The 24,619-nt window shown below is 65.5% G+C and carries 29 protein-coding genes, 2 tRNA genes and 1 pseudogene; 18 read left to right on the top strand and 14 right to left on the bottom strand.

Going from position 1 to position 24,619, the window contains the following annotated elements:
- Window positions 1-184 (top strand): ribose-5-phosphate isomerase A (locus VMJ11_RS12200; RefSeq protein WP_325619664.1); only part of this gene is annotated, 184 nt, incomplete at its 5' end.
- Window positions 185-573: 389 nt separating this feature from the next.
- Here VMJ11_RS12200 and VMJ11_RS12195 read toward each other — a convergent pair.
- Complete coding sequence (locus VMJ11_RS12195; protein ID WP_325619663.1) at window positions 574-1,308, bottom strand: Crp/Fnr family transcriptional regulator; 735 nt, start codon at window positions 1,306-1,308, stop codon at window positions 574-576.
- 187 nt (window positions 1,309-1,495) lie between these two features.
- On the opposite strand from VMJ11_RS12195, the gene VMJ11_RS12190 reads away from it, so the two are divergent.
- The 4 genes from VMJ11_RS12190 to VMJ11_RS12175 all read left to right on the top strand — a co-directional run bounded on the left by VMJ11_RS12190 (window position 1,496) and on the right by VMJ11_RS12175 (window position 5,803).
- Window positions 1,496-1,705 (top strand): hypothetical protein, encoded by a 210-nt coding sequence (locus tag VMJ11_RS12190; RefSeq protein WP_325619662.1) that lies wholly within the window; start codon window positions 1,496-1,498, stop codon window positions 1,703-1,705.
- A 310-nt stretch (window positions 1,706-2,015) separates the two neighbouring features.
- Window positions 2,016-3,575 carry a mannose-1-phosphate guanylyltransferase/mannose-6-phosphate isomerase gene (locus VMJ11_RS12185; protein WP_325619661.1) on the top strand — a complete coding sequence of 520 codons (1,560 nt, stop codon included), beginning with the start codon at window positions 2,016-2,018 and terminating at the stop codon, window positions 3,573-3,575.
- Window positions 3,576-3,951: 376 nt separating this feature from the next.
- Window positions 3,952-4,671 (top strand): FadR/GntR family transcriptional regulator, encoded by a 720-nt coding sequence (locus VMJ11_RS12180; protein WP_325619660.1) that lies wholly within the window; start codon window positions 3,952-3,954, stop codon window positions 4,669-4,671.
- 154 nt (window positions 4,672-4,825) lie between these two features.
- The gene (locus tag VMJ11_RS12175; protein ID WP_325619659.1) at window positions 4,826-5,803 is read left to right on the top strand and encodes a Gfo/Idh/MocA family oxidoreductase; all 978 of its coding nucleotides are present in this window, start codon (window positions 4,826-4,828) and stop codon (window positions 5,801-5,803) included.
- Between the two features lie 51 nt (window positions 5,804-5,854).
- Here the strand turns inward: VMJ11_RS12175 and VMJ11_RS12170 are convergent, their stop codons facing one another.
- The 7 genes from VMJ11_RS12170 to VMJ11_RS12140 form a co-directional block, all read right to left on the bottom strand.
- On the bottom strand, window positions 5,855-6,514 hold the full coding sequence (locus VMJ11_RS12170) for an amino acid ABC transporter permease (RefSeq protein WP_325619658.1): 660 nt from the start codon (window positions 6,512-6,514) through the stop codon (window positions 5,855-5,857).
- A gap of 111 nt (window positions 6,515-6,625) precedes the next feature.
- Window positions 6,626-7,423: a cystine ABC transporter substrate-binding protein gene (locus VMJ11_RS12165; RefSeq protein ID WP_325619657.1), complete on the bottom strand. Its 798-nt coding sequence runs from the start codon at window positions 7,421-7,423 to the stop codon at window positions 6,626-6,628.
- A gap of 117 nt (window positions 7,424-7,540) precedes the next feature.
- Window positions 7,541-8,575: a quinone-dependent dihydroorotate dehydrogenase gene (locus tag VMJ11_RS12160; protein ID WP_325619656.1), complete on the bottom strand. Its 1,035-nt coding sequence runs from the start codon at window positions 8,573-8,575 to the stop codon at window positions 7,541-7,543.
- Between the two features lie 79 nt (window positions 8,576-8,654).
- On the bottom strand, window positions 8,655-9,419 hold the full coding sequence (locus tag VMJ11_RS12155; RefSeq protein ID WP_325619655.1) for an arginyltransferase: 765 nt from the start codon (window positions 9,417-9,419) through the stop codon (window positions 8,655-8,657).
- Window positions 9,420-9,715: 296 nt separating this feature from the next.
- The gene (gene aat, locus VMJ11_RS12150) at window positions 9,716-10,480 is read right to left on the bottom strand and encodes a leucyl/phenylalanyl-tRNA--protein transferase (protein WP_325619654.1); all 765 of its coding nucleotides are present in this window, start codon (window positions 10,478-10,480) and stop codon (window positions 9,716-9,718) included.
- Between the two features lie 13 nt (window positions 10,481-10,493).
- Window positions 10,494-11,039 carry an NUDIX hydrolase gene (locus VMJ11_RS12145; protein WP_325619653.1) on the bottom strand — a complete coding sequence of 182 codons (546 nt, stop codon included), beginning with the start codon at window positions 11,037-11,039 and terminating at the stop codon, window positions 10,494-10,496.
- A gap of 257 nt (window positions 11,040-11,296) precedes the next feature.
- Window positions 11,297-11,373, bottom strand: a tRNA-Met gene (locus tag VMJ11_RS12140).
- A 227-nt stretch (window positions 11,374-11,600) separates the two neighbouring features.
- Here VMJ11_RS12140 and VMJ11_RS12135 point away from each other — a divergent pair.
- Both VMJ11_RS12135 and VMJ11_RS12130 read left to right on the top strand, forming a co-directional pair.
- Window positions 11,601-12,098: a heme-degrading domain-containing protein gene (locus tag VMJ11_RS12135; protein ID WP_325619652.1), complete on the top strand. Its 498-nt coding sequence runs from the start codon at window positions 11,601-11,603 to the stop codon at window positions 12,096-12,098.
- A 4-nt stretch (window positions 12,099-12,102) separates the two neighbouring features.
- A complete protein-coding gene (locus VMJ11_RS12130; protein WP_325619651.1) occupies window positions 12,103-12,441 on the top strand; it encodes a multidrug efflux SMR transporter in 339 nt (112 codons plus the stop codon).
- 23 nt (window positions 12,442-12,464) lie between these two features.
- On the opposite strand, the gene VMJ11_RS12125 is transcribed toward VMJ11_RS12130, so the two are convergent.
- On the bottom strand, window positions 12,465-12,677 hold the full coding sequence (locus VMJ11_RS12125; RefSeq protein WP_325619650.1) for a hypothetical protein: 213 nt from the start codon (window positions 12,675-12,677) through the stop codon (window positions 12,465-12,467).
- Between the two features lie 210 nt (window positions 12,678-12,887).
- Here VMJ11_RS12125 and VMJ11_RS12120 point away from each other — a divergent pair, with 210 nt between their 5' ends.
- From VMJ11_RS12120 to VMJ11_RS12110, 3 genes are all read left to right on the top strand, one after another.
- The gene (locus tag VMJ11_RS12120) at window positions 12,888-13,172 is read left to right on the top strand and encodes a DUF1488 domain-containing protein (protein WP_325619649.1); all 285 of its coding nucleotides are present in this window, start codon (window positions 12,888-12,890) and stop codon (window positions 13,170-13,172) included.
- A gap of 76 nt (window positions 13,173-13,248) precedes the next feature.
- Window positions 13,249-13,947: a helix-turn-helix domain-containing protein gene (locus tag VMJ11_RS12115; protein WP_325619648.1), complete on the top strand. Its 699-nt coding sequence runs from the start codon at window positions 13,249-13,251 to the stop codon at window positions 13,945-13,947.
- 59 nt (window positions 13,948-14,006) lie between these two features.
- The gene (locus VMJ11_RS12110; protein ID WP_325619647.1) at window positions 14,007-15,164 is read left to right on the top strand and encodes an enoyl-CoA hydratase/isomerase family protein; all 1,158 of its coding nucleotides are present in this window, start codon (window positions 14,007-14,009) and stop codon (window positions 15,162-15,164) included.
- 99 nt (window positions 15,165-15,263) lie between these two features.
- Here VMJ11_RS12110 and VMJ11_RS12105 read toward each other — a convergent pair whose 3' ends face one another.
- Window positions 15,264-15,689 (bottom strand): hypothetical protein, encoded by a 426-nt coding sequence (locus tag VMJ11_RS12105; protein WP_325619646.1) that lies wholly within the window; start codon window positions 15,687-15,689, stop codon window positions 15,264-15,266.
- Between the two features lie 402 nt (window positions 15,690-16,091).
- Between VMJ11_RS12105 and ssuD the strand changes: the two genes are divergently transcribed.
- The 5 genes from ssuD (at window position 16,092) to VMJ11_RS12080 (ending at window position 19,640) form a co-directional block, all read left to right on the top strand.
- Window positions 16,092-17,249 (top strand): FMNH2-dependent alkanesulfonate monooxygenase, encoded by a 1,158-nt coding sequence (gene ssuD, locus VMJ11_RS12100; RefSeq protein WP_325619645.1) that lies wholly within the window; start codon window positions 16,092-16,094, stop codon window positions 17,247-17,249.
- Between the two features lie 43 nt (window positions 17,250-17,292).
- Window positions 17,293-18,159, top strand: a complete 867-nt coding sequence (gene ssuC / locus VMJ11_RS12095) for an aliphatic sulfonate ABC transporter permease SsuC (protein WP_325619644.1) — start codon at window positions 17,293-17,295, stop codon at window positions 18,157-18,159.
- Window positions 18,156-19,037: an ATP-binding cassette domain-containing protein gene (locus tag VMJ11_RS12090; RefSeq protein ID WP_325619643.1), complete on the top strand. Its 882-nt coding sequence runs from the start codon at window positions 18,156-18,158 to the stop codon at window positions 19,035-19,037. Before ssuC ends, VMJ11_RS12090 begins: the two co-directional genes overlap by 4 nt.
- Window positions 19,038-19,089: 52 nt before the next feature.
- A complete protein-coding gene (locus tag VMJ11_RS12085; protein WP_325619642.1) occupies window positions 19,090-19,305 on the top strand; it encodes a TOBE domain-containing protein in 216 nt (71 codons plus the stop codon).
- Between the two features lie 86 nt (window positions 19,306-19,391).
- On the top strand, window positions 19,392-19,640 hold the full coding sequence (locus VMJ11_RS12080; protein ID WP_325619641.1) for a hypothetical protein: 249 nt from the start codon (window positions 19,392-19,394) through the stop codon (window positions 19,638-19,640).
- Here VMJ11_RS12080 and VMJ11_RS12075 read toward each other — a convergent pair.
- The 3 genes from VMJ11_RS12075 to dusA form a co-directional block, all read right to left on the bottom strand.
- The gene (locus VMJ11_RS12075; RefSeq protein WP_325619640.1) at window positions 19,637-20,557 is read right to left on the bottom strand and encodes a DnaJ C-terminal domain-containing protein; all 921 of its coding nucleotides are present in this window, start codon (window positions 20,555-20,557) and stop codon (window positions 19,637-19,639) included. The two genes, VMJ11_RS12080 and VMJ11_RS12075, sit on opposite strands and share 4 nt — an antisense overlap.
- A 142-nt stretch (window positions 20,558-20,699) precedes the next feature.
- Window positions 20,700-20,775, bottom strand: a tRNA-His gene (locus VMJ11_RS12070).
- Window positions 20,776-20,863: 88 nt separating this feature from the next.
- Window positions 20,864-21,865: a tRNA dihydrouridine(20/20a) synthase DusA gene (gene dusA / locus VMJ11_RS12065; protein ID WP_325619639.1), complete on the bottom strand. Its 1,002-nt coding sequence runs from the start codon at window positions 21,863-21,865 to the stop codon at window positions 20,864-20,866.
- 406 nt (window positions 21,866-22,271) lie between these two features.
- Between dusA and VMJ11_RS12060 the strand changes: the two genes are divergently transcribed.
- A complete protein-coding gene (locus VMJ11_RS12060; RefSeq protein WP_325619638.1) occupies window positions 22,272-22,544 on the top strand; it encodes a hypothetical protein in 273 nt (90 codons plus the stop codon).
- 94 nt (window positions 22,545-22,638) lie between these two features.
- Here the strand turns inward: VMJ11_RS12060 and VMJ11_RS12055 are convergent, their stop codons facing one another.
- Window positions 22,639-22,881, bottom strand: coding sequence for a hypothetical protein (locus tag VMJ11_RS12055; protein WP_325619637.1), 243 nt, complete (start codon window positions 22,879-22,881; stop codon window positions 22,639-22,641).
- Window positions 22,882-23,112: 231 nt separating this feature from the next.
- Here VMJ11_RS12055 and VMJ11_RS34465 point away from each other — a divergent pair.
- Window positions 23,113-23,322: pseudogene (locus VMJ11_RS34465) on the top strand (RcnB family protein); the annotation flags it as partial.
- A gap of 61 nt (window positions 23,323-23,383) precedes the next feature.
- Entirely contained in the window at window positions 23,384-24,436 is a 1,053-nt protein-coding gene (locus VMJ11_RS12050) for an NADP(H)-dependent aldo-keto reductase (RefSeq protein ID WP_325619636.1), read from the top strand.
- The last annotated feature ends 183 nt before the right edge of the window (window positions 24,437-24,619 follow it).

The raw sequence follows: 24,619 nt of genomic DNA, 5'->3' as shown, positions 1-24,619 counted from the left end.
CGACAACGGTAACGAGGTTCTCGACGTGAAGGGGCTGCGCATCAGCGATCCGCGCACGCTCGAAGCGCATGTGAATGCGTGGCCGGGTGTGGTGACGGTGGGTCTGTTCGCCGCGCGCGGCGCGGACCTGTGTCTGCTGGGTGGCGAAACCGGCGTCGAGCGCATCGAATACCGCAAGGTCTGACCGGCTTTGCGCGAGCGGCAGTCGCAGCGCGTTTTGCGCGTTCGCTGCCGCTCTTTTTCTGGGCGGCCCTCTATGGCCGCGGTACGAAGTTCCATGACCGGTCGTTAAAGCGCTGGCCGACAACTTTGTATGCGGCCGCAGCAAGCGCTCAAGCGCCAACTCCTGTCGACAGGAGGCAGAAGCGCGGCCCGTGTTCTCTCCTGACGATGCGTCGATTCACAGTCGTTTCGCAGTCGTTTCGTTATCCTGCCTATTTATTCACGCCATTCGAACATAACGAATCCCGCTTGCTGCTCAGCCAAAAGGCAAAGCGTGCCGCTACGGGCACGCTTTTTCAGCAGGTGATGCATAAGAGGCGAGCTTCGACGGCGTGAACCGCAACCGCACGCTTACTCAACCGTTTCCGCCTGGCGCAGACGCGGCAGCAACCGGTCGAACTCGCGGCGCACGAGGCCGTAGCATTCGCAGGCGCGCGCTTCGAGGCCCTTGCGGTCGAGCACGCGAATATGGCCGCGGCTGTGATGAATCAGACCTTCGTCGTGCAGCTTGCCGGCGGCTTCGGTAATGCCTTCGCGGCGCACGCCGAGCATATCGGCGATCAGTTGCTGCGTGACGGTGAGGTCGTTCGACGCGACGCGGTCCACTTCGATCAGGAGCCAGCGGCACAGCTGCTTGCTCAGCGAGTGGTGGCGGTTGCACGCAGCCGTCTGCGCGACCTGTGTGAGCAGCGCGTGCATATAGAGCAGCATGAGCCGGCGCAGGAAGTCCGAATGCGCGAACTGCTGCCTGAGGCTTTGCGCGCTCACGCGATAAGCGAAGCCGGCGCACTGGACCTGCACGCGGTTGGGCATCGTTTCGCCGCCCGTGAGCACGGGCACCCCCGTCATGCCTTCGCGGCCTACCGCAGCGATCTCGACCGAACTGCCGTCCTCCATGGTCGAGAGCATCGAGATGATGGCCGTCGTCGGGAAATACACGTGATGAATGCGCTGGCCGGAATCGTAAAGAAGTTGTTCGGTACGCAGATGAACGAGTTCGAGGTGTGGTGCCATCGCTTGCCATTCGTGCGACGGCAGCGCGCCCAGCAGATGGTTGCCGTGTAGGTCGGATTGAAGGGTTAACATGACTGGTCCTCGTGCGAGGCAGCGCGAGCCGCCTCCTGTTTTTGATTCCGTGCGCCGAACTCGTTGTTATCTGCCGTTTCCCGTACGGCTTATGCGTTCGTCGTGCCGGTCCCATAGTCCCGCTTGCGTCCGCCATATCGGTTGTTCGCGTGTGCGCCCGTGTGGCGATCTTCCTTTAGCAGAGTGTGTGCCAGTCGAAGCTAGATTACGTGTGCGTGCGGCTCCACGCGACGTGCTCATGTCGCAGCGCGGCGTAGCGATGCATTTTTTGTTTCAGTTTTGTACGCCGATCTTGCGCACCGCAGCATCGCCTGGTGTTTTTTTAATGGTGCAACGCATTGATTTTATGGGCTTATTTTTCGGAGAAATGCGGGATTCAGAAATGACTCCTCGCTGAAACATCCCCCTCGGGGCGGCCTTGGCAGGCGAGGAAGGCGCCGGCAAAACGAAGTGATTTTGATTCAGTTCTGTTGCACCGCAGCCGTTGCCAGCCAGAAAGCGTTCGACGGTGAAACATCGCGTTGCGCTGGCTCTGCCATATGCCGTCAAGCAGTGTGGGTACGCGTACAGAATGGCTTGGCGAGCTTTGCTCCAATTAGGTTCGTAAAAGGTCCGAAAGGCGCGCGTGAAGTTTCGCGCGAACCTGCCGGGATCGGGCGCAACGTCCGCGAACGTGCCCATAAATATTTCAACGGGGAGTTGCCTGCATGAACCAGGTCGTGACGCCTGCCGGCTTGACCGCCGCTGCCAATGAATGCGAAGTCGCGCTCGTCGTTCAGCCCGTTGTGCTGGCCGGCGGTTCGGGCACGCGGCTCTGGCCGCTTTCGCGCGAGCATTGCCCGAAACAGCTGATTGATCTGCTCGACGGAGAGTCGCTGCTCGAAGCCACCGTGCGGCGGCTCGACGGCGTGTACGCGCAGGGGGGGGCCGCGGTGCGCAAGGCCGCCCCTATCGTGGTGAGCAGCGAGGAGTTGCGCCTCATGACCGTCGACCGGCTCGGCCGCAGCGGCAAGCCCGCACGCGTCGTGCTCGAACCGGTCGCACGCAACACGGCGCCCGCGCTGACCGTGGCGGCACTCGCCGCGCGCGCCGAGCACGGGGCGGCGCTTTCTCGCGATGGCGCCGGCGTCGCGTGCGATAGCGATCCGGTGCTCGTCGCCATGCCGGCCGACCATCTGATCGCCGACCGCGCCGCGTTTGCCGCCGCGCTCGAAGAAGCCGTGAGTTACGCGGTGCGCGGCGCGATCGTCACACTGGGCGTGCCGCCGCAGCGAGCGGAAACCGGCTACGGCTACATCGGTGCGGGCGCGGCGCTCGGCGCAAGCGGAGCGCGCAGCATCGAGCGCTTCGTCGAAAAGCCCAACGCCGAACTTGCCGCGCGCTACGTGGCCTCCGGCGATTACCTCTGGAATAGCGGCATTTTCGTGGCGCGCGCATCGGTATGGCTCGCCGCGATCGCGCATTGCCGGCCGGCCATTGCAGCCCAGTGCGCAGCGGCGTTCGAGGCGGCCGTCGTCGACGCCGACGGCACCGTGCATCTCGATGCGGCGGCGCTTGCCGCGTGCCCGTCGGATTCGATCGACTATGCCGTGATGGAGTCGGTGGGCTCGGACGCACGGCTTGCCGGCGTAGTCGTGCCGCTGATGGCGGGGTGGTCCGACGTGGGCGCATGGGACGCGGTATGGCAGGTGTCCAGCAAGGATGCGAGCGGCAACGTCGCGCGCGGCCGCGTGATTTTCGAAGACGCGACCGACACGTTCGCGCATTCGGACGGACGCCTCGTCGCGTGCGTGGGCGTGCACGGCGTAGTGGTCGTGGAGACGGCCGACGCCGTGCTGGTCGCGGCCAAGGATCGCGTGCAGGACGTCAAAGCGGTCGTAAGCAAGCTCAAGGCGCAGCACAGCGCAGTCGCGCAGCATCACCGGCGCGTGGAGCGGCCGTGGGGCTGCTACGACTCGATCGATCAGGGCGAGCGCTTCCAGGTCAAGCGCATCGTCGTGAAGCCGGGTGGGCGTTTGTCGCTGCAGATGCATCATCACCGCGCCGAGCATTGGACCGTAGTGCGCGGCACGGCTCGCGTCACGCGCGGCGAAGACGTCTTCCTGCTTTCGGAAAACGAGTCGACCTACATTCCGCTTGGCGTGAAGCACCGGCTGGAGAATCCGGGCAAGACGCCGCTCGAGATCATCGAGGTGCAGTCGGGCGGCTATCTCGGCGAGGACGACATCGTACGCTTCGACGATCAATATGGCCGCGTGCAACGTTGAAAGGCGTACTGAACAACCCATTGGGCAGCGCGCTGGAAACCGTACGCGCGAGAAACACACGCGCCGGCATCCCTGCATATGCACAGCCAGGGACTGCCGAATGACGCGGGGAGTTCGATTGAAGTAAGCAGGCGATGCATACACTCGCCTTACAAAAACGGCGCAACGCAGCGCGTTTGCAAAGCACAAGGGCCGCAGCAGCAAGAGTCAACGCGTACGAGACGTTTGCGACGCAAGCATCACGTCAGGAGATATCCTGGCTGGCGAATTATGCAAACTGCATGGCAACGTACCACATAAGTTCGACGACGCACGAGGGCCCACGCAGTAACCGGCAAACAGGGGCGATAACGCCGCATCGGGGGGGGGTAGGGTCATGGAACTGGGGAACAAGGAACGCTCGCTCGTCAGCAAGGTGATGGACGGGTTGATTTCGGGCATCGTCGAGGAGCGGTATGGCGCCGTGCTGCCGCCGCAGGACGTCCTGTCAAAGGAGTTCGACGTGAGCCGCACGGTGATGCGCGAGGCGCTCTCCATGCTGCTCGCGCGTCACATGCTCGATGTGCGGCCGAAGATCGGCACGCGCATCCGGCCCATGCGCGACTGGCGCATGATCGACGAGGACGTCGTGAGCTGGCGCTTTCGCGCGAAGCCCGACAAGACGTTCCTGCGCGATGTGATCGAATTTCGCGGCCTGATCGAGCCGGCCGCTTGCGCGCTCGCGGCCACGCGCGCTTGCGCGGCCGACATTGCCGGCATTCGCGAGGCATTCGAGGCGCTGCGCCATACGAGCACCGACGACCCGGACTTCCAGTCCGCCGACGCGCTCCTGCACACGCGCATTCTTGCCGCGAGCGGGAATCAGTTCTATCAGCAGATGGCGGCGATCATTCGCGGCGCGCTCTCGCTCGTCAATCCGATCCTCAATGCGCGCGATGGCGGCTGGCAGAATGTCGTGGCCGCGCACGAGCGCGTTGTCGAAGCGATCGAGCGCCGGGCGCCGAAAGAAGCGGAAGCGGCCGCGCTAGCGATGATCGAGTACACGGCCGACGAACTCACTCGCGCTCTCGCGCCCGAGGCGCTGGAGCAACGCTAACGCGTTTCGGCCACGCCTTTCGCAGGCTCGCGCTGCCGCGCCCGGTTTTCAGGCGCGCATTGCCGTGCGGCGAGTGTGCCGGTATCGTGCGTGTCTTTGGGCTCGCCGCGCGTGGCGCGGCGGCCTCGGACCTCACAGCCGGAGCACGCAGCACATGAGCGAAACAAAAACGATACGTTGGGGCATCGTCGGCGCGGGCCGCATTGCGCGCCGCTTCGCGCAGGGTGTCGCGCTCGTGCCGGACGCGCGCATCGAAGCGGTCTGGTCGCGGCGCGAGGCGCCGGCGCAAGCGCTCGCCGACACCTGCGGCGCGAGACCATGCGAGAGCCTGGATGCGCTCTTCGCAAGCGGTATCGACGCCGTCTATATCGCCACGATGCAGGACAGTCACGCCCATTACGCCATCGCGGCACTCGAGGCAGGTCTGCCCGTGCTGTGCGAGAAGCCCGCCACGGTGAACGGCGCGCAGCTCGAACGCGTGCTCGACGCAGCGCGGCGCGCCCGGCGCCTCTTCATGGAGGCGATGAAGCCGCCGTTCTATCCCCTCTATCGCAAGTTGCGTGCGCATCTGGCCGCCGATCCGATCGGGCCGGTCGGGCTCGTGCGCGCCGGCTGCTCGGTGGCGAACGTGCCGCCCGACCATCCGTCGTTCTCGTTCGAGCACGCGGGCGGGGCGCTGCTCGACATCGGCGTCTACGAAATGTTTCTCGCCGTCGACTGGCTCGGCGCGCCACGCGAGGTGCAGACGTTCGGGCGCCTCGGCGCGAGCGGCGTGGATACGTTCGCAAGCCTGAACTGCCAGCATGAGCGCGGCATCGCCCAGCTGTTCTGCGGGCTCGATCTGCATGGCCATGGCGACGCGCTGCTGGCGGGGCCGCTGGGCCACGTGACGATTCATGCGAACTGGTGGAATCCGGCGCGCGCGACGGTGCGCTATGTCGACGGCCGCGTCGTCGAACTCGACGAGCCGTTCGAGGGCGGCGGCCTGAACTACGAGACTGCGCACTTTTGCGAGCTGCTGCGCGCGGGCGCACTGGAGAGCCCGGTGATGGCGCACGACACGTCGCGTTACATGCTGAAGATGGCCGACGCCGCACGCGCGGCGCTCGGACTGCGCTTTCCCTGCGAGTGAGTGAGCGCAGCATGACCCGCGCGTGCGGGCCGTGTGCGCAGGCTCGGCGTTTCAGTGACGCGTGGGCAGCGCGAGGCGCTTTTCGTACCAGCGCTGCACCCACTCGAGGACCTGGCAGAGCACCCAGTAGATGGCGGCCGCCGCGAGGTAAAGCGGCAGCGGCTGATACGTCGAAGCGATAATTTCCTGCGCACTGCGCAGGAGCTCCGTCACGGTGATGACCGAGACGAGCGACGTGTCCTTGATGAGGCTGATGAGGCTGTTCGAGAGGCTCGGCACGGCGATGCGCAGCGCCTGCGGCGCGATCACGTAGCGCAGCGTCTGGCGCCTCGAGAGGCCAAGGCTATACGCCGCGAGCCACTGGCCGCGATGGATGCCGAGAATCGCGCCGCGCATGCTCTCCGAAAGGTAGGCGGCGACGTTCGCGGAAAGCGCGATCACGCCGGCAGGCGTCGGATCGAGCGAGATGCCGATGCTCGGCAATCCGTAATAAACCACGAAGATCTGCACGAGCAGCGGCGTGCCGCGCATCAGGCTCACGTACACGCGCGCGATGAACACGAGCGCGCGATTCGAGCTGATGCCCATGAGCGCGAGCACGGCGCCGCCGATGAGCCCGAAGATCATCGAAAGGACGGCGAACTTGACCGTCAGCACCGCGCCCTGTGCGAGCACCGGTAGCGACTGGATGATGAGCGTATAGATGGGCATGGGCTTGGGTAACGAGGTGAAGTGTCGCGAGGCAGCGCGGGCACACATATGCGAAGGGCGGCATCGTGCGATGCCGCCCCACGCCTTAACCGGGCTGCGCGGTGATCAGGATCATTGCGTGATCGGCTTGGTCACGTCGATGCCGAACCATTTTTCCGAGATCTTCGTGAAGGTGCCGTCGGCCTCCAGCTGGGTCATGGCGTCGTCGATGGCCTTGGCGAACTTCGGATTGCCCTTCCTGAACGGGATGGCCGACGGGTTGCCGTTGCCGACGGTCGCGCCGGTGCGCAGCGGCAGTTGCGAGTTCTTCAGCAGGTAGGCGAGCATCAGGCGGTCGTTGAGCGCCGCGTCGAGCCGGCCCGCGGCGAGGTCGCGCAGATACTCGGGCGCGCCCGGATACGTCTTCACGTCGATGCCCGGGACCGACTTGGCCATGTCCATGTAGTTGGTGCCGAGCCCGACGCCGAGCTTCTTGCCCTTCAGGTCTTCGAGCGTCTTGAACTCGCGCGTGTCGTCCTTGCGCTGGATGAGTTGCGCGGCCGAGTACGTGTACGCGGGCGAGAAGTCGAGCACCGCCTTGCGCTGGTCGGTCACGCCGACCTGGTTCACGATCACGTCGAACTTGCCGGCCTGGAGGCCCGCGATGATGCCGCTCCACTCGGTTGTGACGAACTCGGGCCTCACGCCGAGCTTCACGGCGACTGCCTTGGCGATGTCGACGTCGTAGCCGACCAGCTCGCCGTTGGGCGCCTTCGAGTTGAACGGCGGGAACGTGCCTTCGAGACCGATGCGCAGCGTGCCGCGTGCCTTCACCTGGTCAAGCAGGTCATCGGCGTGGGCGCTGGCCGTGACGAACGATGCGCCGACGAGCGCGAGCGCGAAGAGTTTTTTCAGCAAGCCGGATTTCATGTTTTCCTCTTGTTCTACAGCGATGTTCTGCGTTGTTGCTGTGCGATGTTGCGTCAATTCCCGTGCTAGTGCACGGCGTTTCCTCCGACGCGCCGCGACTAGCCTGCCACTATAGCTTCAGGCGCGGCCCGAGGCCAGCGCCCGCGCGCATTCGGCGACCAGCGCCGGGCCGCGGTAGATGAATCCCGTATAGAGCTGCACGAGCGAGGCGCCCGCGGCGATCTTTTCGCGCGCGTCGTCGCCCGAGAAAATGCCGCCCACGCCGATGATCGGCACCTGGTCGCCCAGCTCGGCGCGCAGCTTGCGGATCACGTTATTCGAAGCGTCGAACACGGGGCGCCCCGAAAGGCCGCCTGCTTCGTTCGCGTTGGGCAGGCCTTCCACGGCGGCGCGCGAGAGCGTGGTGTTGGTCGCGATCACGCCTTCGATCTTGTGGCGCAGCAGCGTGTCGGCGATCTCCTTGATTTGCTCGTCGTCGAGGTCCGGTGCGATCTTCAGCGCGAGCGGCACGAGCTTGCCGTGCAGGTCGGCGAGACGCTGCTGCTTGTCCTTGAGCGCGGCGAGCAGGGCGTCGAGTTCGCCCGCGCCCTGCAACTGGCGCAGGTTTTTCGTATTCGGCGACGAGATGTTGATCGTCACATAGCTCGCGAACGGATACACGCGCTCGAGGCAGAAGAGATAGTCCTCGGCGGCGCGCTCGATGGGCGTGTCGGCGTTCTTGCCGATGTTCAGGCCGAGAATGCCGCGATAGCGCGCGGCCTGCACGTTCTTCACGAACTGCTCGACGCCGTGATTGTTGAACCCCATCCGGTTGATGATGCCGCCCGCCTGCGGCAGACGGAAGATGCGCGGGCGCGGATTGCCCGACTGCGGGCGCGGCGTCACGGTGCCCACTTCGATGAAGCCGAAGCCGAGCGCGGCGAACCCGTCGATCGCGGCGCCTTCCTTGTCGAGCCCGGCGGCGAGGCCCACGGGATTGCGGAAGGTGAGCCCCATGACGGTGCGCGGCGAATCGGGCACGCGCGGCGCGAGCAGGCCCGCCATGCCGGTGCGGCCTGCTGCGCCGATGGCGCGCAGGGTGAGGTGATGGACGTCTTCGGCGTCCATGCGGAAAAGCACGTCGCGGACGAACGGATAAAGGGTGCTGAACACGGGGAAAAGGCGCGTGCGCCAGAAAATGGGAACCCGCTATTTTAGCGGTAACGCGGGCCCTGGGCGACGCGCCACACGTTCAGGCTTCGGGCGTGAGGGTTGACCATGCGCCGTCGAAGAGGCCCTCGAGCGGCTGGAAACGCGCCTTGTACGCCATCTTCGGGCTCTCGCGGATCCAGTAGCCGAGATAGACGTAAGGCAGGTGAAGGCTGCGTGCCTGCTCGATCTGCCAGAGGATGTTGTAGGTGCCGTAGCTCGTGTGCGGCGTTTCGGGGTCGAAGAACGTATAGACCGAGGAGAGTCCGTCGCCGAGGATGTCGATCATGCTCACCATGCAAAGCGTGCCGGGCTCGTCGGGATGCGCGGGATCGGGTTCGCGGAATTCGACGAGGCGCGAATTGATCCGGCTTTGCAGCAGGAACTGCTCGTACTGGTCGCGGCTGTCGCGGTCCATGCCGCCGCCCGCGTGGCGCGCGGACTGGTAGCGCATGTAAAGCGCGTAGTGCGCTTCGTCGTAATGCAGCGGAGCGACCGTCGCGACGAGCTCGCCATGGCGCTTCCATGCGCGACGCTGCGTGCGGTTCGGCGCGAAGCGCTCGACCGGCACGCGCACCGGCACACAGGCGCGGCAGCCGTCGCAGTAGGGGCGATAGGTGAACACGCCGGAGCGCCGGAAGCCGGCCTTCACGAGATCGGTATAGACGTCGGAATTGATGAGATGGCTGGGCGTCGCCACCTGCGAGCGCGCGATGCGCCCCTCAAGGTAGCTGCAGGGATAGGGCGCCGTTGCATAGAATTGCAGCGCGGAAAGCGGTGAAAGCGGCAGCTCGTTTGGATGCGTCACGTTGGCAGCTCTCGTAGCAGTTCGGATCGTCGCGTGCCGTTCGCATGGCGTACCCGGGCCTGGCGCGCGTGTCTCGCCAGGCTTGCGCGGCGTGCCGCGTACGGCGTGGGGGCGGCGACGGGTTCTGTCTTCAGTCTAACATCGACGCCAGGCATGTTTCCATCGAATTGCGCAGGCTGTCGCCGGCGCACACGGGTGCATGCCGGATGCGTGCTGGATGTGTGCCGTAAGCGGCCTCCTCGCGGGCTTCGCGCCCGCTGTTCGTGTCAGTTTTTCGTGCCGCTTGTTCGTAGCGTTCAAGCAGCTGGTAGCACTTCGCTGCGCGTATCCCGGCCGCCGAGCAGCTCGGCGAGCACCGCCTTGTCGAACTGCCAGGGAATGGGCGCCGCGTTCACGTGCGTGCGCACATGTGTGATGAACGACTTGCGCGAGATTTCGCGCCCGCCGAGCGAGGCCAGATGCGTGGTGTTCTGCTGGCAGTCGATCAGCTCGACGCCGTGGCGGCGCAGATGCGCCACAAGCGCCGCGAGTGCGATCTTCGAGGCGTCGGTGACGGAGGCGAACATCGATTCGCCGAAGAACATCGTGCCGAGCGAAACGCCGTAGAGCCCGCCCACGCGTTCGCCGTCGAGCCAGGCTTCGATGCTGTGCGCGTCGCCCACGCGGTGCAGCGTGGAGTAGGCGTCGATCACGTCGGCGGTGATCCAGGTGCCGCGCTGGCCACGGCGCGGCGCGCTTGCGCACGCGCGCATGACGGCGGCGAAATTGTCGTCGACGCGAATCTCCCACGCATCCTCGCGCAGTACGCGCTTGAGCGTTTTCTTCAGGGAGGGCGACACCTTGAACTCATCGGGGCGCAGGATCATGCGCGGATCGGGGCTCCACCAGAGCACCGGCTGGCCGTCGGAGTACCACGGGAAGATGCCGCGGCGGTAGGCGTCGAGCAGGCGCGAGGGCAGCAGGTCCGCGCTGGCGGCGAGCAGGCCCGGCGCGCCGCTCGACGCGCCGAGCGCGCGCTCGACGGTGGGAAACGGGTCGTCGGGCGAAAGCCAGGGGACCATCGTGCAGGTACTGTCAGCCGTCGCGCAGCGAGCGCAGGACGTCGCCGGTGTGCAGCCCGTAGCTGCCCGACTGGCGATCGGCGAAGAAGAAGCGCAGGGTCTGGCCGACCGTGGGGAACGCAATGTCGTCCCACGGGATCTCGTGCTCTTCGAAGAGCCGCACTTCGAGGCTCTCCTCGCCGGCTTCGATTTCGATGTCGAGCAGGCGCGCGAGATAGAACAAATGCACCTGGTGCACGCGCGGCACGTTCAGGAGCGAAAAAAGGTTCTGCACCTCGACGCGCGCGCCGGCCTCTTCAAGCGTTTCTCGCGCCGCGGCTTCGGCGGTCGTCTCGCCCATTTCCATGAAGCCGGCGGGCAGCGTCCAGTAGCCGTAGCGCGGCTCGATTGCGCGGCGGCACAGCAGCACCTTGTCTTCCCAGACAGGAACCGTGCCGACCACGTTGCGCGGATTCTGGTAGTGGATGGTGCCGCAGTGCGAGCAGACGTAGCGTTCGCGATTGTCGCCGGGCGGAATGAGCAGGCTGACCGCCTGACCGCAAGTCGAACAGAATTTCATGGGCACGATAGGGGGATGGGTGATGCGAGTTTATCACCGCTGCGGGGGCTGCCGGGGTGCAGCCGTGAGGTGGGCGCGGGGGAACGCGAGGGCGGGCGCTTTGCTCGCCGAATTGTTTGCCGGATCGCTTGTTTTTATCTGTGTTCTGCCTGCCTGCGTTCGCCGGAGTTCGCCGTTTTCCCGGTGCCCGAAATGAGCAAGGCGGTAAACGGAAAAAGGGTTACAGGCCGATGACCTGTAACCCTTTCGAATTCTGCTGGTTGCGGGGGTAGGATTTGAACCTACGACCTTCGGGTTATGAGCCCGACGAGCTGCCAGACTGCTCCACCCCGCGTCCGTCGAAGAAAAGATTATATGACAGTTTGCGCCGCGGCGCAACAATAAATAACGGCCGCCTTTCCGCGCGTTTGCAGAACGATTGCAGGACGCGGGTAAGACGGACTCTGCAGACGCCAGGATAGAATCGGGGCTCGGTCGGCGCCGGGGGTAACGTGCGCGCCGGCGCATCTCGCCTTTCTCGTGCGCAACGCGCTTCTCAGCTTCATTTCTCATGCCTCGTTCATGGACATCGCCCTCGATCTGCAATCGATAGCCGCGCAGGAACATGCGCTGGTGTTTCCCCGTTTCGACGCCGATCGCGCCTGGCAACTCGGCTCGCACCTGTATGAACTTGCGCGCTCCCGCTCGCTCGCGATCGCCATCGACGTGCGTACCTTCGGCCAGCCGCTCTTCTACTGCGCGCTCGACGGCACCACGCCCGACAACGCCGACTGGGTGCGCCGCAAGGCACGCGTGGTCGAGCACTTTCGCCGCAGCTCCTATGCGATCGGCCTGCGCATCCAGCAGACAGGCACGACGCTCGCCGAAAAGCATGGACTATCCGTCGCCGACTTCGCGCCGCACGGCGGCTCGTTTCCGCTCACCGTGGCGGGGGCGGGCGTGATCGGCTCCGTCACGGTCTCGGGCCTGCCGCAGCGCAACGATCACGAGCTGGTCGTCGAAGCGCTGTGCGCGCAACTCGGCGCCGACTACGCCCAGCTCGCGCTCGCCAGGGCCTGACGCGATGCGGTTCTCTCCCTGGACCTGGCTCGCCATCTCGATCGTCGCGGAAGTCATCGCCACCTCTGCGCTGCGCGCGTCAGACGGCTTCACTCGGCTCGCGCCCTCGGCGATCGTCGTCGCGGGTTATGGGGTCGCGTTCTATGGCCTCTCACTTACGTTGCGCAGCTTGCCGGTGGGCGTTGTCTATGCGGTGTGGTCCGGCGCCGGTATCGTGCTCATCACGCTCGTCGCGATGGCGCTTTATCGCCAGGTGCCCGATCTTCCGGCTGTGCTTGGGCTCGGCCTCATCGTGAGCGGAGTGGTCGTGCTCAATCTGTTCTCGAAGATGCAGGCGCATTGAAATGAGGCCGGGCAGCCTCGCGTTCAGCACTCGGGCGCCACGATGCGGATGCCTGCGGCCGCCACGGCCTCGCGGCTGCGCTCGCCCTGGACCGTGGCCGCGTCCTCCCACAGGCTGATCGCACGCGCAACGTCGATGTCGTGCTCCTGCGCGTAGCGGAACCAGCGGCTCGCCGCCTGTTGTTCGGAAATCTCGTGCTCGCCTGCGAAGTATCGGCCGTTCAGTGTCGGGGTCATCGATCTATTGAGTGAGTGAATGGGCGGTGGACGGCGCGAGCCGCTTTCGTGCATCCGCATCGTCATCCTTGCGTGGTGCCACGCTGGCCGCGCCGGCCACGTTGGCGCCGACTCTCGCGCATCGCGCGTAAGATACCCGGCTACCGCCGTGTGCCGCGTCGTCCGCCGGTGGCAGTGCCTATCCGCTGAATATCGCCAATGGGGCAGGACATGATTATCCGCTTTCCCGCCGATGCGGCGCACTACCACGACTCCAATCTGACCGTGGTGTTTCCCGCACTCGTCGACGGCACGCGCGTTCCGTGCGCGATTTCCGTCGAGGCGCTCGAAGATCATTTTGGCGCTCTGCCCGCGAATCGCGATGCGTGGATGCAGGCGTTCGACGCGGGCCGTCCGCGCATCGAGGCCGTGGCCCGCGCGCATCTCGAGCTCAGCAATGGCTCGCCGGTGCTGCTCAAGAGCGGCCATTTCCCGCCGGGGCGTCTCTCCTCGTAGCGCGCAGGCGCGCCGGTCCCGGCGTCATCGGATTTTTCGGTTGCCGCCTCCGACGACGCAACCGACAATCGCCGCCATGGCCACAACCGAACGCAAAATCCGCGAAACACAGGCGCGCACGCTTAGCCAGCGCGAGCGCATTCTCGATGCTGCAAGCCGCATCGTCGTCCGCGAAGGCTTCGCCGCGCTTTCGATGCGCAAGCTCGCCGATGCGATCGGCTATTCGCCCGCTTCGCTCTACCTGTACTTCGAAGGCCGTGACGAAATTGCCGAGGCGCTCGGCCGCGAAGGCTATATGCAACTGCTCGCGCATCTCGAGCCATACGCGCAGGAAGCCGATGCGCGCGAGCGACTTCACGCGCTAGCACACGCGTACGTGGCGTTCGGTTGTGGGCATCCGCAGACTTACGAGCTGATTTTCATGGCTCGCAAGGGCCGCTCGGGGCAGGTGGGGCCGCCTGAGCGCCGTGCGCGCGGCACCGCTGGCGTGCCGGATGCGCCGCACGAGCACGCCGACGATGCCTGCGGCGTACAACTCTTCGCGGCCACGCTGTCAGAGCTGACACTGGCGAGCGGCGCGCGCGCCGACTGCGCGCTGCTTGCACAGGCGCTGCTCGCAACGCTGCACGGCGCAGTGATGCTTACGCTCGCGCGTGCCGACTTCGCCACTGCCGCGCCCGGTCCGGTGATCGACGCCGCGCTCGATGCCTGGTTCGGTACGCGTGCCGCTCCGGGCGCGCCGCGGGCGGCGAAAACACCCGACGCGACACCGTGAAAGCCTCGCATGGTCCCGTGCAAAGCCGCGTTTCCCATCGTTAAGTCTTGCCAATCGCCATGTCACACGAAGCTACCGCAAGCCCAGCCAGTTCCGAAGCCGACCCGCACGTACTCACACGGGTAGCGAACGGCATCGGCTATATCGAACTCGAGCGCCCGCAGGCGCTCAATGCGCTCACCACTGCCATGGTCCGCACGATGCAGGCGGCGCTCGATCGCTGGCGCGACGAGCGCGGCGTGCTCGCGGTGATCGTGGGCACGCGCCACGCTCGCGCGTTCTGCGCGGGTGGAGACATCCGCTTTCTCTACGAGTCGTATCGCACGGGCGAGCAGGCCGCGCTCGATACCTTCTTCACCGACGAATATCGCCTCAATCACACGATCTTCGCGTACCCGAAGCCGTATATCGCGTTGCTGAATGGTGTGGTCATGGGCGGCGGCATGGGCATTTCGCAGGGCGCGCATCGCACGGGCGGGCTGCGGCTCGTCTGCGCGAGCACGCGCATGGCGATGCCCGAAACGCGCATCGGCCTCTTTCCGGATGTGGGCATGGGCTGGTTTCTCGCGCGCACGCCAGGTGCGATCGGCCGCTATCTTGCGGTGACGGGCGAGACCCTCGACGCGGCGAGCGCGCTCTATGCCGGGCTCGCCGATGTGTCGCTCGACGAGGCCGCCTGGCCCGAGCTGCTCGATGCGCTCGAGACCGAGCCGTTCGCCTCGGGGGCAGAGGTGGTCGCGCGCATCCGGCGCGCGGCGTTGAGCGCGCACGAGTCTCGGCGTCTTGCCGAAGCCTCTTCACTGGCGGCCACTCGCGTCTGGATCGACCGGCATTTCTCGCTCGCTGACGTGCCGGCCATACTGGCATCGCTCGAAGCCACCCAGCGCGCGGGCGAGGACGCCGAAGCCGATTGGGCCGAGCAGACCGTGGGCGTGTTGCGCGAGCGCTCGCCGCTCTCGATGGCGGTGTCGCTCGAAGTGGTGTCGCGTGCCGAGGGGACGATGGCCGAGTGTCTGCGCCGCGACCTCGACCTCACGCGCTCGAGTTTCGCAATCGGCGACGTGATGGAAGGCATCCGCGCGCGCATCATCGACAAGGACAATCATCCGCACTGGCGCTTCGTGCGTGTCGAGGACGTGCGCCCGGAAGAGGTCGAGCGAATGTTCGCGAGCCCCTGGAGCCCGGCGCAGCATCCGCTGCGCGAGCTGGTTGGCTGAGCCGGCGAGGGAGGGGGAGGAACGAAAGGCGGGAAAACGCAGGGGGAAAACGCAGCGGGATAACGCGCGCCGCGCATCGCGCGCGGCGCAAGGGCTACGTCAGTCTTCTGGCGTCTCGCTCATGAATGCGCGCATGAAGACGAGCGCGCCCCAGCCCCACATCGCATTCGAGGCGAAGGCCGTTGCGAGCCGCGGCAGCATGTTGCCGCTCGGCCAGATGCCGCGCAGCGGATCGACCACGAATACCATCGCGGCGGTCAGGACGAGGCCGCCGAACACGAATGCCTGAACCCACGGCGCGGGCCGCGAAGGCGACACGCGCAGCAGCCACGCCATCAGCACGGCCCAGATGGCGCTCCAGATTGCGTTCACGAGGAACTCGGGCAGCCCGAGCGGCAGGAACGGCTCCGTCGAAAAGCCGGTCACGTCGATGACCTGCGCGGCGTGCAGGAGCGCGAGCGTCGCTTCGCGAAAGAAGAGTGACGCGAGAAAGCCGGAAACGAACGGCAGAATCAGTTTTTGCATGTAATCGTGCGAGGGATTGCGTGGCTTGGGCGCGCTTCGCGCGCGGGCGCGCCGGTGTTTTTGTGGGTGCGTGCGCCATTATATCGGCGCGCGGTGCGGCAAGGCGCACCGTATGCTAAAGCGTCGGGCAAAGCACGAAAGTGGAAAACCTAAGCTCAAAAAAATCGTTTTAAAGGGCGAGGCCCATCCCTAGACTGGTTCCCCATGGAGACGGCGCCGCCGTCGCCGGCCGCCGCGCGACGTGCACGGGGAACGCGCGGGCGCATGCCGTCAATCGACGAATTTCTTTGAACCCTGCCATGAGCGGCGCGCTCGCTTGCGCGGCCCGCTCGTGCGCCTTTGCGCGCGCAGCATGGCGGCATCCCCTCTTCCAGATTTACGAATAGCAGGCAGGAGCAACGCATGAATGTGTTCTGGTTCATCCCGACTCACGGCGACAGCCGGTATCTGGGCACAACGCAGGGCGCGCGCGCCGCGGACCTCGCGTACTTCCAGCAGATCGCCGTCGCCGCCGATACGCTCGGCTACGAGGGCGTTCTGCTGCCCACGGGCCGCTCGTGCGAGGACGCCTGGGTCGTGGCCTCGAGCCTGATTGCCGCCACGCGGCGCCTGAAATTTCTCGTGGCGGTCCGCCCGGGGCTTTCTTCGCCGGGACTTTCCGCGCGCATGGCCGCGACTTTCGACCGGCTTTCCAACGGGCGCCTGCTCATCAACGTCGTGACGGGCGGCGACGCGGCAGAGCTCGAAGGCGATGGTCTCTTCGTCGATCACGACACGCGCTACGAGATCACCGACGAGTTCCTGCACATCTGGCGCAAGCTGCTTGCCGCTTCGCATACGAACGAGGCGATCGACTTCGAAGGTCAGCATCTGCGCTCGGTCGGCGGCAAGGCGCTCTATCCGCCGGTGCAGCGCCCGCATCCGCCGCTGTGGTTCGGCGGTTCGTCGCCGGCTGCGCATGCGATGGCGGGCGAGCACATCGACACCTATCTGACCTGGGGCGAGCCGCCCGAAGCCGTTGCGCGAAAGATCGCCGACATACGCGCGCGTGCAGCGGAGCATGGCCGCACGATCCGCTTTGGCATTCGCCTGCATGTAATCGTGCGTGAGACCGAAGAAGAGGCGTGGGCCGCCGCCGACCAGCTCATCAGCCATCTCGACGACGACACGGTCGCTCGCGCCCAGGCCGCATTCGGCAAGATGGATTCGGAAGGGCAGCGACGCATGGCGGCGCTGCACGGCGGCAAGCGTGGCACGCGCAAGGACCTCGAGGTGTATCCGAACCTGTGGGCGGGCGTGGGCCTCGTGCGCGGGGGGGCGGGCACGGCACTCGTCGGCAGTCCGGAGCAAGTGGCTGCGCGCATGAAGGAGTATGCGGAGCTCGGCATCGAGACGTTCATTCTTTCCGGCTATCCGAATCTGGAGGAATCCTATCGATTTGCGGAACTCGTGTTTCCGCTGCTGCCGGGCCGAGCCGCGAAGGGCGTGGGCGGCCCGCTTTCGGGTCCGTTTGGCGAGGTGGTCGGCAATCACTATCTGCCGAAGGTGAGCCAGAGCTGATGCGGCGCGCGCGAACGAAGCACGAATCATGGAGGATGCAACGATGACGCAATCTGCAGTAACGGCTGCGCCCGCGCGCGGCGCAGCCAGCGCCGGCGACGCACCGCGCTCCGTACGCGCCGCGCAGGCGTTCACACGCGCGAGCTGGCGGCGCCTCGTGCCCTGGCTCGTGCCGTTGGCGATTCTCTTGATCTGGGAAGTTGCGGCGAAGAGCGGCGTGCTTTCGACCCGCGTGATGCCCGAGCCGCTCGCCGTGCTGCGAGCCGCATGGTCGCTGATCGAATCGGGTGAAATGTGGCAGGACGTGCGTGTGAGCACCTGGCGCGCGCTCTCGGGGTTCGCGATCGGCGGCGGCATCGGGCTCGTCCTGGGGCTTGCCACGGGGCTTTTCAAGCCCATCGAAACCGCGCTCGATTCGACGGTGCAGATGGTGCGCAACATTCCGGCGCTCGCGATGATTCCGCTCGTGATCCTCTGGTTCGGCATCGGCGAGGAGGCGAAAGTGTTTCTCGTTGCGCTCGGCGTGTTCTTCCCGATGTACGTGAACACGTTCCACGGCATACGCTCGGTCGACGCCAGTCTCGTCGAAATGGCGCGCAGCTATGGACTAAAGGGCTTCGCCCTTTATCGCGAAGTGATTTTGCCGGGGGCGTTGCCGTCGATTCTCGTCGGCGTGCGCTTCGCACTCGGCTTGATGTGGGTGACGCTGATCGTCGCCGAAACGATCTCGGCGCAGTCGGGCATCGGCTACATGACGATGAATGCGCGCGAGTTCCTGCAAACCGATGTGGTGGTCGTTGGCATTCTGCTCTATGCGGCGCTCGGCAAGCTCGCCGACTGGCTCGCGAAGTGGCTCGAACGCGTCGCGCTGCGCTGGCACCCCGCATATCAACGGGAGGGCGACGCATGAGCACGAGCCAACTGGCACCGAATTACCGCACGGGACGGGACGGTTTCGCGTCCACGCGTGTGCGAGAACGCAGCGAAAAGGTTCATGCTGCGCACGATGGCGCGGCGCTACGCACGGACCCGCGCGCAAGGGACGCGGCAGTCGAGCTGCGCGGCGTGGGCAAGCGCTACGGCGAACGCACCGTGTTGAGCGGCTTCGACCTCGCGATCGAGCGCGGCAGTTTCGTCTCGATCGTCGGGCGCAGCGGTTGCGGCAAGTCCACGTTGCTGCGCCTGATCGCGGGCCTCGAAACGCCGGACGAGGGCGCCGTCGAATGGCGCGGCGCGGGCGGGACGGCGCTCGATACACGCATCATGTTTCAGGATGCGCGGCTCCTGCCCTGGAAGACCGTGCTGCAGAACGTGATGCTCGGCCTTGGGCGCGGCGCACGCGAGGACGCGCGTGCGGTGCTCGATGAGGTGGGCCTGCTCGCGCGCGCCGACGAATGGCCCGCGCGCCTCTCGGGCGGCCAGCGGCAGCGCGTGGCGCTGGCGCGTGCGCTCGTGCACCGGCCAAGCCTGTTGCTGCTCGACGAACCGCTTGGGGCACTCGATGCGCTCACGCGCATTGAAATGCACGCGCTGATCGAGCGTCTGTGGCGCGAACATCGCTTCACGGCGCTGCTTGTCACGCACGACGTGCACGAAGCCGTTGCGCTCGCCGACCGCATTCTGCTCGTCGAGGCGGGGCACATCGCGCTCGACCAGCCGGTGCCGCTCGAGCGCCCGCGTGCGCGCGTGGATGCGCGTTTCGCCGCGCTCGAAGAACGCGTGCTTCAGCGCGTGCTCGGCAGTGGCGCGCAGCACGCCGGCGAGCGGCCCGTGGCTGCGATAGCCTGAGTTATTCATCAGTAATCCTCTATTTCCTGCCTGAATTCGCGGAGCCGAAGTCATGACCATTACCGCCATCAACGTGCGCAACCAGTTTCGCGGCAAGATCAAGGAGATCATTCGCGGACCCGTCGTTTCCGAGGTCGACGTCGATACGTCGTTCGGCATCGTCACCTCGGTGATTACCACGCGCTCGGTCGACGAGCTGGAGCTCAAGGTGGGCTCGGAAGTGGTTGCACTCGTGAAGTCGACCGAGGTGTCGATCGCGCGTTTGTGACGGGATCCCGCGCGCCGGAGTCGCTCGCGCATCGTGCAAGAGGGAAGTGCTACGATGGACCGTCGTAAGACGACGGAGAGGCGATCATGGAGCCGAAGGGCATCGACATGGGCGACTACCAGGAGCGCTACAAGGACTACGACATCGAAGTCGCGGTCGAGCAGGTGCTCACGGGCGTGAAGGCGCACTATCGTGTGCGGCAGGGCGAAGCCGTTGTGGCGGACTGGCAGCTCGTGCATATCACGCGCCTTTGGTGCACCGAGCACGCCGCCGCCGAAGCGGGCTTCGAAGCGGCGCGTGCGTGGGTTGATTCGCGGGGAGCGCAAACGCGCTAGCGTTTGCCTCCTTGCACGTTCGCGGAGGGCGACAGTCTGGATCGGCGCTGTGCATCGGCGAATATTTCGCGCAGTTGTTGCCGCTCGGCGCTGGTCAGGTGCGCGGCTGCTGCCGGCATCGTGAGCACCAGTTGCAGTGTCAGGTTCCCGCGTGCGCCGTTACGGTCCGAGAGCCCAAGCCCAGGCAAGCGGATTGGCGTACCGGAATTCGCGTTTGCTGGAATCTTCACTTCGAGTGTGCGGCCCAGGACGTTCGCTTCGACGTTGCCGCCCAGCATGGCCGTCACGAAGTCGACTGGAAGCTCACAGGCGAGATCGAGCCCGTTGCGCGTGAAGGCCGAGCCGCAGACGATCGAGACAGAGAAAATCGCGTCGCCTGGCGGGCCGCCGTTCACGCCGGGATGGCCGCCGCCTGGGACGGCGAGGCGCTGGCCGTCCCAGGCGCCGCAGGGAATCTCAACGATTTGTGACTTTCGCCAGGTCCTCACGCCGCTGCCGAGACACGTCTCGCAATGCACTGCGCCGCCTTCCTGCTGGCAGGCATGGCACGGACCTTTCACTGGGTAGTGGGCCTCGACGCCGCCGCCATTGATGGCCAGTTCGAGCGGCACGAAGAGTTCGACCAGGCAGTTCGCGCCGCGCAAGGGGAAAGACGTGCGGCGTTCGCGCGGCGAGGGTTCCTCGGAGGGGCTCTTGTTCGCCGGCGCGGCAGGGTTGGCTGACGGCGCTGCGCGCTTGCCGGTCAGAATCTCGAACGCTTCCTGAATGAGCTTGAAGACCGGCTCGACCGCCGCTTCGCGCCCCTTGTTGCGATCGGGGTGGTACTTCGCGCGCAATCGCCGGTAGGCGCGCTTGATTTCCGCTGGCGACGCCGTGCCCGGCAGCTTCAGCCGTTTGTAGTATTCCTCGAAGCTCAAGCGCGTTTCCTGGTGTTTCTGGCAGTGACGTGCAGCGCGCACAGCGACGCGTTCCGCGTTTCGGCTCCGTTCCGAACGGCCGCATGCAGACGCAAAAAAGCCCGCAACCAGTGCGGGCTCATTTTTCGACTGCTGAATTCTTTGGGGTGGCTGATGGGACTCGAACCCACGACAACAGGAATCACAATCCTGGACTCTACCAACTGAGCTACAGCCACCGCTGTTTTCCCGATCAGCGCTGCTTTGAAGGCGGCGTCAATCAAGAAGCAAGATTATATACATACCAAAGCAGACTTGCCTAGCCCTTTATCCAAGAATTTCATCCGGAACACGCAGATGTTCGCGGGCTTCTTCGAAGATGGCCAGATCGGCTTTCGCGAGCTTGCGGCTGTCCGAGAGCACGCGGCGCCAGCCACGCGCGCCGGCCACGCCGCGGTACAGGCCCAACGCATGCCGTGTGATCGCACCCAGGTACGTGCCGCGCGCGATCTCACTCGCGCAGTACGCCAGGAGCCGGGCTTCTACCTCGTCGCGGATGAGCGGCGCATCGGTTGCACCGTAGAAGCGCGCGTCGACGTCGGCGAGCACGTAGGGGTTGTGATAGGCCTCGCGGCCGAGCATCACGCCATCGACGTGCTGCAAATGCTGTTCGACTTCATCGAGCGTCTTGATGCCGCCGTTGATGATGATCTCGAGCTGCGGGAAGTCGCGCTTGAGCTGGTACGCGTAGTCGTGCTTCAGCGGGGGGATCTCGCGGTTTTCCTTCGGGCTCAACCCCTTCAGGATGGCATTGCGCGCATGGACGATGAAGACGTCGCAGCCCGCTTCGGCAATCGTGCCGACGAAATCGCGCACGAACGCATAGTCCTCCACCGCGTCGACGCCAATGCGGTGCTTCACCGTGACCGGCACCGAAACGACGTCGCGCATCGCCTTCACGCAGTCCGCCACGAGTTGCGGCTCCTTCATCAGGCACGCGCCGAAAGCGCCGCGCTGCACGCGCTCGGAGGGGCACCCGCAGTTGAGGTTGATTTCGTCGTAGCCCCATTGCTCGCCAAGCTTCGCCGCGCGCGCGAGGTCTTCGGGCTCGCTGCCGCCGAGCTGCAGCGCCACCGGCGCCTCGGCTGGCGTAAAGGCGAGGTGGCGCGGAACGTCGCCGTGGAGCAGGGCGCCCGTCGTCACCATCTCCGTATACAGCCACGTGTGCCGGGAGATGAATCGATGCAGCGAGCGGCAGTGGCGATCGGTCCAGTCCATCATCGGCGCGACGGAAACGCGTCGAGGGCTGGCTTGACGGTTGGCAGACATGGCAATAGGAGGCGGCTGACGTGGATCAACCTTGCATTCTAGCGCATACGGGCCTAGCCGCTCCTGCCCTTTGCGCGCTGCGCCAATTTGCCGGTTGCACCGCGGGAAGCGCTTCCAGAGAACCTTTTGCGCGCCAAAGACCCTCCCGGCATTATGTGATCCACGATGGATTTTGTGCGATGCGCAAATTTTTTCGGGTGCTTTTTTAGGGTCTGTACGTCGCTCAGCCCCGCCAGGATTGCCTGACGAGATTGTTTCCGAATGCAGAATAGTAAATTCGGATTATCGCGATTATTTTCTGATAGTAGGTGTATACACTAGGTCTCGTTGACGCAGCTCATGGGCAAAGACCTCCCAGGCGCGGCGCCATCCCGATCCGCAACTGAACCTGATATTGGAGTCCACCATGAAGACCAAACTCATCGCAGCGCTGCTGGTCGCAGCTACCGCTTCTGTTGCCGCTCCGGCGTTCGCCAGCGGCTACGGTCCGGCACCGTTCTATCGCCCGGACGTCGGCGCACCGGCTTCGCAACGCGGCCAGAGCGCCCAGACCGTCGCCAGCGAGCGCGCCCAGGAACAAGGCGCCCAAACGGCTTTCGGCGGCGTTGCCGGCTCGACTTCGCAGTCGGGCAGCCACGTGAAGGCCGCAGGCCCGCAATCGGTCTACTTCGGTCAGTAAGCCGCGCTGAAGTTACCGTGCCGCCCGTCAAAGAGGCGGCGGGAAAGCCGGATGTCGTTTCGACATCCGGCTTTCTGTTTTCTGGCGCTGCCGTTCAGGACGCGGCGCGCACGCGCTGGTCGATCGCTTCGCGCATGCGGTCGAAGGCTGCATCAAACGCGTTGTTCTGGGTGGGGAAGCGGCCGGCTGCGATGCCATCCACCGGCACGTTGGCGCTTTCGTTCGCCGTGAGGCTGTGGATCGTCTGCATCGAGACGAAAAAGCCCGCTTCGTGGTCGCCGTCCACACCAGCCGTCATGTTGAATCCCATGTACTCGTAGCTGCGTCGGTTTTCCATGGCGATGTCTCCTCGTGGCCGCTTTCGCGGATTCTGGCACGTCTGTGGCGAACGGCGTCGCGGCGTGCCGTCGTCTGGTCGTTCGCGCAACCGCCGCCCCGTCCGGGGCCGAACGGATATCGTGGCGGCCCGCCAATCATCGGCCGTCCGACGCGCCGCTGCCCCACCTGGGCCACGGCGATCGCGTCGCCCGAGTACCGCGAGCGCGAATAGCCGGCCGACGATTGGTGCCAGTACAATCTCAAACTGCCGCCGCACAGCTATCACTGGGTGGGCGTAGGCGGCCAGCACTATCTGGTGAGCGATTCGAACCGGGTGGTCGAGCGCGTCGGCCCGCAGGCGTGCGCTGTCGCGCAGCCCGGCGAACCGCGCAAGGCAGGACCGGCCCAGCGGTGTCCGGTTTCCAGTCGACCGCCCGCGGCGCTTCGCGAGCATCCTTAAACATGTTTGGGCGCCGCGGCAGTTTCCCGTTTCCCCAACCGCACTGATGGATGACGTTTCGATGGAATACCGCACACTCGGCGACACTGGCGTCAAGGTGAGCCTGATCGGGCTCGGTACGATGACATGGGGCGAGCAGAACACGGAGCGCGAGGCGCACGAACAGATCGATTACGCGCTCGATCATGGCGTCACGCTGATCGACGCCGCTGAGATGTACCCCGTGCCGCCGCGCCCCGAAACCCAGGGGCTCACCGAGCGCTATATCGGGACGTGGCTCGCGCAGCATCGCGCGGCGCGCGAGCGCATCGTGCTCACCACCAAGATTACGGGGCCGGCGCGCCAGCCGCATAATCCGCAGCACATTCGCGGTGCGCAAAACCAGTTCGATCGCAAGAATCTGACCGAAGCGCTCGACGGCAGCCTCAAGCGTCTACAGACCGATTACGTCGACCTGTACCAGCTGCATTGGCCTGATCGCAGCACGATGACGTTCGGCCGGATCGCCTACCCGTATATCGACGACGCTTATACGGTTCCCATCGAGGAAACGCTCGACGTGCTCGCCGGGTTCGTCAAGGCCGGCAAGATCCGCCACATCGGCGTATCGAACGAAACGCCCTGGGGTGTCGCGCAATTCCTGCGCGCCGCGGAAAAGCTCGGGCTGCCGCGCATCGTGAGCATCCAGAATCCGTATAGCCTGCTCAACCGCACGTTCGAGAGCGGTTTGTCCGAATTCACGCACCGCGATGGCGTGGGGCTGCTCGCCTATTCGCCGCTCGCGTTCGGCTGGCTCACGGGCAAGTACGAGGGCGGGGCGCGGCCGGAAGGCGCGCGCATCACGTTGTTCGAGCGCTTCAAGCGCTACAGCAAGCCCGAGGCGCTGGCCGCGACTTCGCGCTACGTCGCGCTCGCGAAAGCTCACGGCTATACGCCGGCGCAGTTCGCGCTCGCGTTCGTGAACAGCCGGCCGTTTGTCACGAGCAATCTGATCGGCGCGACCTCGCTCGACCAGCTGAAGGAAAATATCGCCAGCGTCGACGTGAAGCTCTCGCCCGAGGTGCTCGCGCAGATCGACGCGCTGCACGAGCAGCAGCCGAATCCCGCTCCGTAAGCGGGCCCGCGCGGCGCTTGCTCGGGCCGCACGGCGAGGTTTGCCGGGGCCGTTCGTCACCGGCATCGCGCCGCCGGCGCTGCGCCAAAGTCGTTGGCGATTCGCAAGGCATACACTACGATCCAGCATGCGCCTGTTGGGACCCTTATCGCGCGTGGACGACGCACTTCGTGCGAGCGTGCC

The sequence above is a fragment of the Paraburkholderia sp. genome (genome assembly GCF_035501035.1).
Classification (GTDB): domain Bacteria; phylum Pseudomonadota; class Gammaproteobacteria; order Burkholderiales; family Burkholderiaceae; genus Paraburkholderia.
Note: the sequence above shows the minus strand (reverse complement) of the source record. Positions and strands in the feature narration are given on the sequence as shown.

Bases quoted from the DNA above. Each gene is read 5' to 3' on its own strand.
- VMJ11_RS12050 (WP_325619636.1), top strand. From the start codon at position 23,384: ATGGAATACCGCACACTCGGCGACACTGGCGTCAAGGTGAGCCTGATC.
- VMJ11_RS12130 (WP_325619651.1), top strand. From the start codon at position 12,103: ATGCGGTTCTCTCCCTGGACCTGGCTCGCCATCTCGATCGTCGCGGAA.
- VMJ11_RS12170 (WP_325619658.1), bottom strand. From the start codon at position 6,514: ATGCCCATCTATACGCTCATCATCCAGTCGCTACCGGTGCTCGCACAG.
- VMJ11_RS12115 (WP_325619648.1), top strand. From the start codon at position 13,249: ATGGCCACAACCGAACGCAAAATCCGCGAAACACAGGCGCGCACGCTT.
- dusA (WP_325619639.1), bottom strand. From the start codon at position 21,865: ATGTCTGCCAACCGTCAAGCCAGCCCTCGACGCGTTTCCGTCGCGCCG.
- VMJ11_RS12055 (WP_325619637.1), bottom strand. From the start codon at position 22,881: ATGGAAAACCGACGCAGCTACGAGTACATGGGATTCAACATGACGGCT.
- VMJ11_RS12085 (WP_325619642.1), top strand. From the start codon at position 19,090: ATGACCATTACCGCCATCAACGTGCGCAACCAGTTTCGCGGCAAGATC.
- VMJ11_RS12165 (WP_325619657.1), bottom strand. From the start codon at position 7,423: ATGAAATCCGGCTTGCTGAAAAAACTCTTCGCGCTCGCGCTCGTCGGC.
- VMJ11_RS12135 (WP_325619652.1), top strand. From the start codon at position 11,601: ATGGACATCGCCCTCGATCTGCAATCGATAGCCGCGCAGGAACATGCG.
- VMJ11_RS12175 (WP_325619659.1), top strand. From the start codon at position 4,826: ATGAGCGAAACAAAAACGATACGTTGGGGCATCGTCGGCGCGGGCCGC.
- VMJ11_RS12185 (WP_325619661.1), top strand. From the start codon at position 2,016: ATGAACCAGGTCGTGACGCCTGCCGGCTTGACCGCCGCTGCCAATGAA.
- VMJ11_RS12060 (WP_325619638.1), top strand. From the start codon at position 22,272: ATGAAGACCAAACTCATCGCAGCGCTGCTGGTCGCAGCTACCGCTTCT.
- ssuC (WP_325619644.1), top strand. From the start codon at position 17,293: ATGACGCAATCTGCAGTAACGGCTGCGCCCGCGCGCGGCGCAGCCAGC.
- VMJ11_RS12080 (WP_325619641.1), top strand. From the start codon at position 19,392: ATGGAGCCGAAGGGCATCGACATGGGCGACTACCAGGAGCGCTACAAG.
- VMJ11_RS12120 (WP_325619649.1), top strand. From the start codon at position 12,888: ATGATTATCCGCTTTCCCGCCGATGCGGCGCACTACCACGACTCCAAT.
- VMJ11_RS12145 (WP_325619653.1), bottom strand. From the start codon at position 11,039: ATGAAATTCTGTTCGACTTGCGGTCAGGCGGTCAGCCTGCTCATTCCG.
- aat (WP_325619654.1), bottom strand. From the start codon at position 10,480: ATGGTCCCCTGGCTTTCGCCCGACGACCCGTTTCCCACCGTCGAGCGC.
- VMJ11_RS12110 (WP_325619647.1), top strand. From the start codon at position 14,007: ATGTCACACGAAGCTACCGCAAGCCCAGCCAGTTCCGAAGCCGACCCG.
- VMJ11_RS12090 (WP_325619643.1), top strand. From the start codon at position 18,156: ATGAGCACGAGCCAACTGGCACCGAATTACCGCACGGGACGGGACGGT.
- VMJ11_RS12180 (WP_325619660.1), top strand. From the start codon at position 3,952: ATGGAACTGGGGAACAAGGAACGCTCGCTCGTCAGCAAGGTGATGGAC.
- ssuD (WP_325619645.1), top strand. From the start codon at position 16,092: ATGAATGTGTTCTGGTTCATCCCGACTCACGGCGACAGCCGGTATCTG.
- VMJ11_RS12125 (WP_325619650.1), bottom strand. From the start codon at position 12,677: ATGACCCCGACACTGAACGGCCGATACTTCGCAGGCGAGCACGAGATT.
- VMJ11_RS12195 (WP_325619663.1), bottom strand. From the start codon at position 1,308: ATGTTAACCCTTCAATCCGACCTACACGGCAACCATCTGCTGGGCGCG.
- VMJ11_RS12105 (WP_325619646.1), bottom strand. From the start codon at position 15,689: ATGCAAAAACTGATTCTGCCGTTCGTTTCCGGCTTTCTCGCGTCACTC.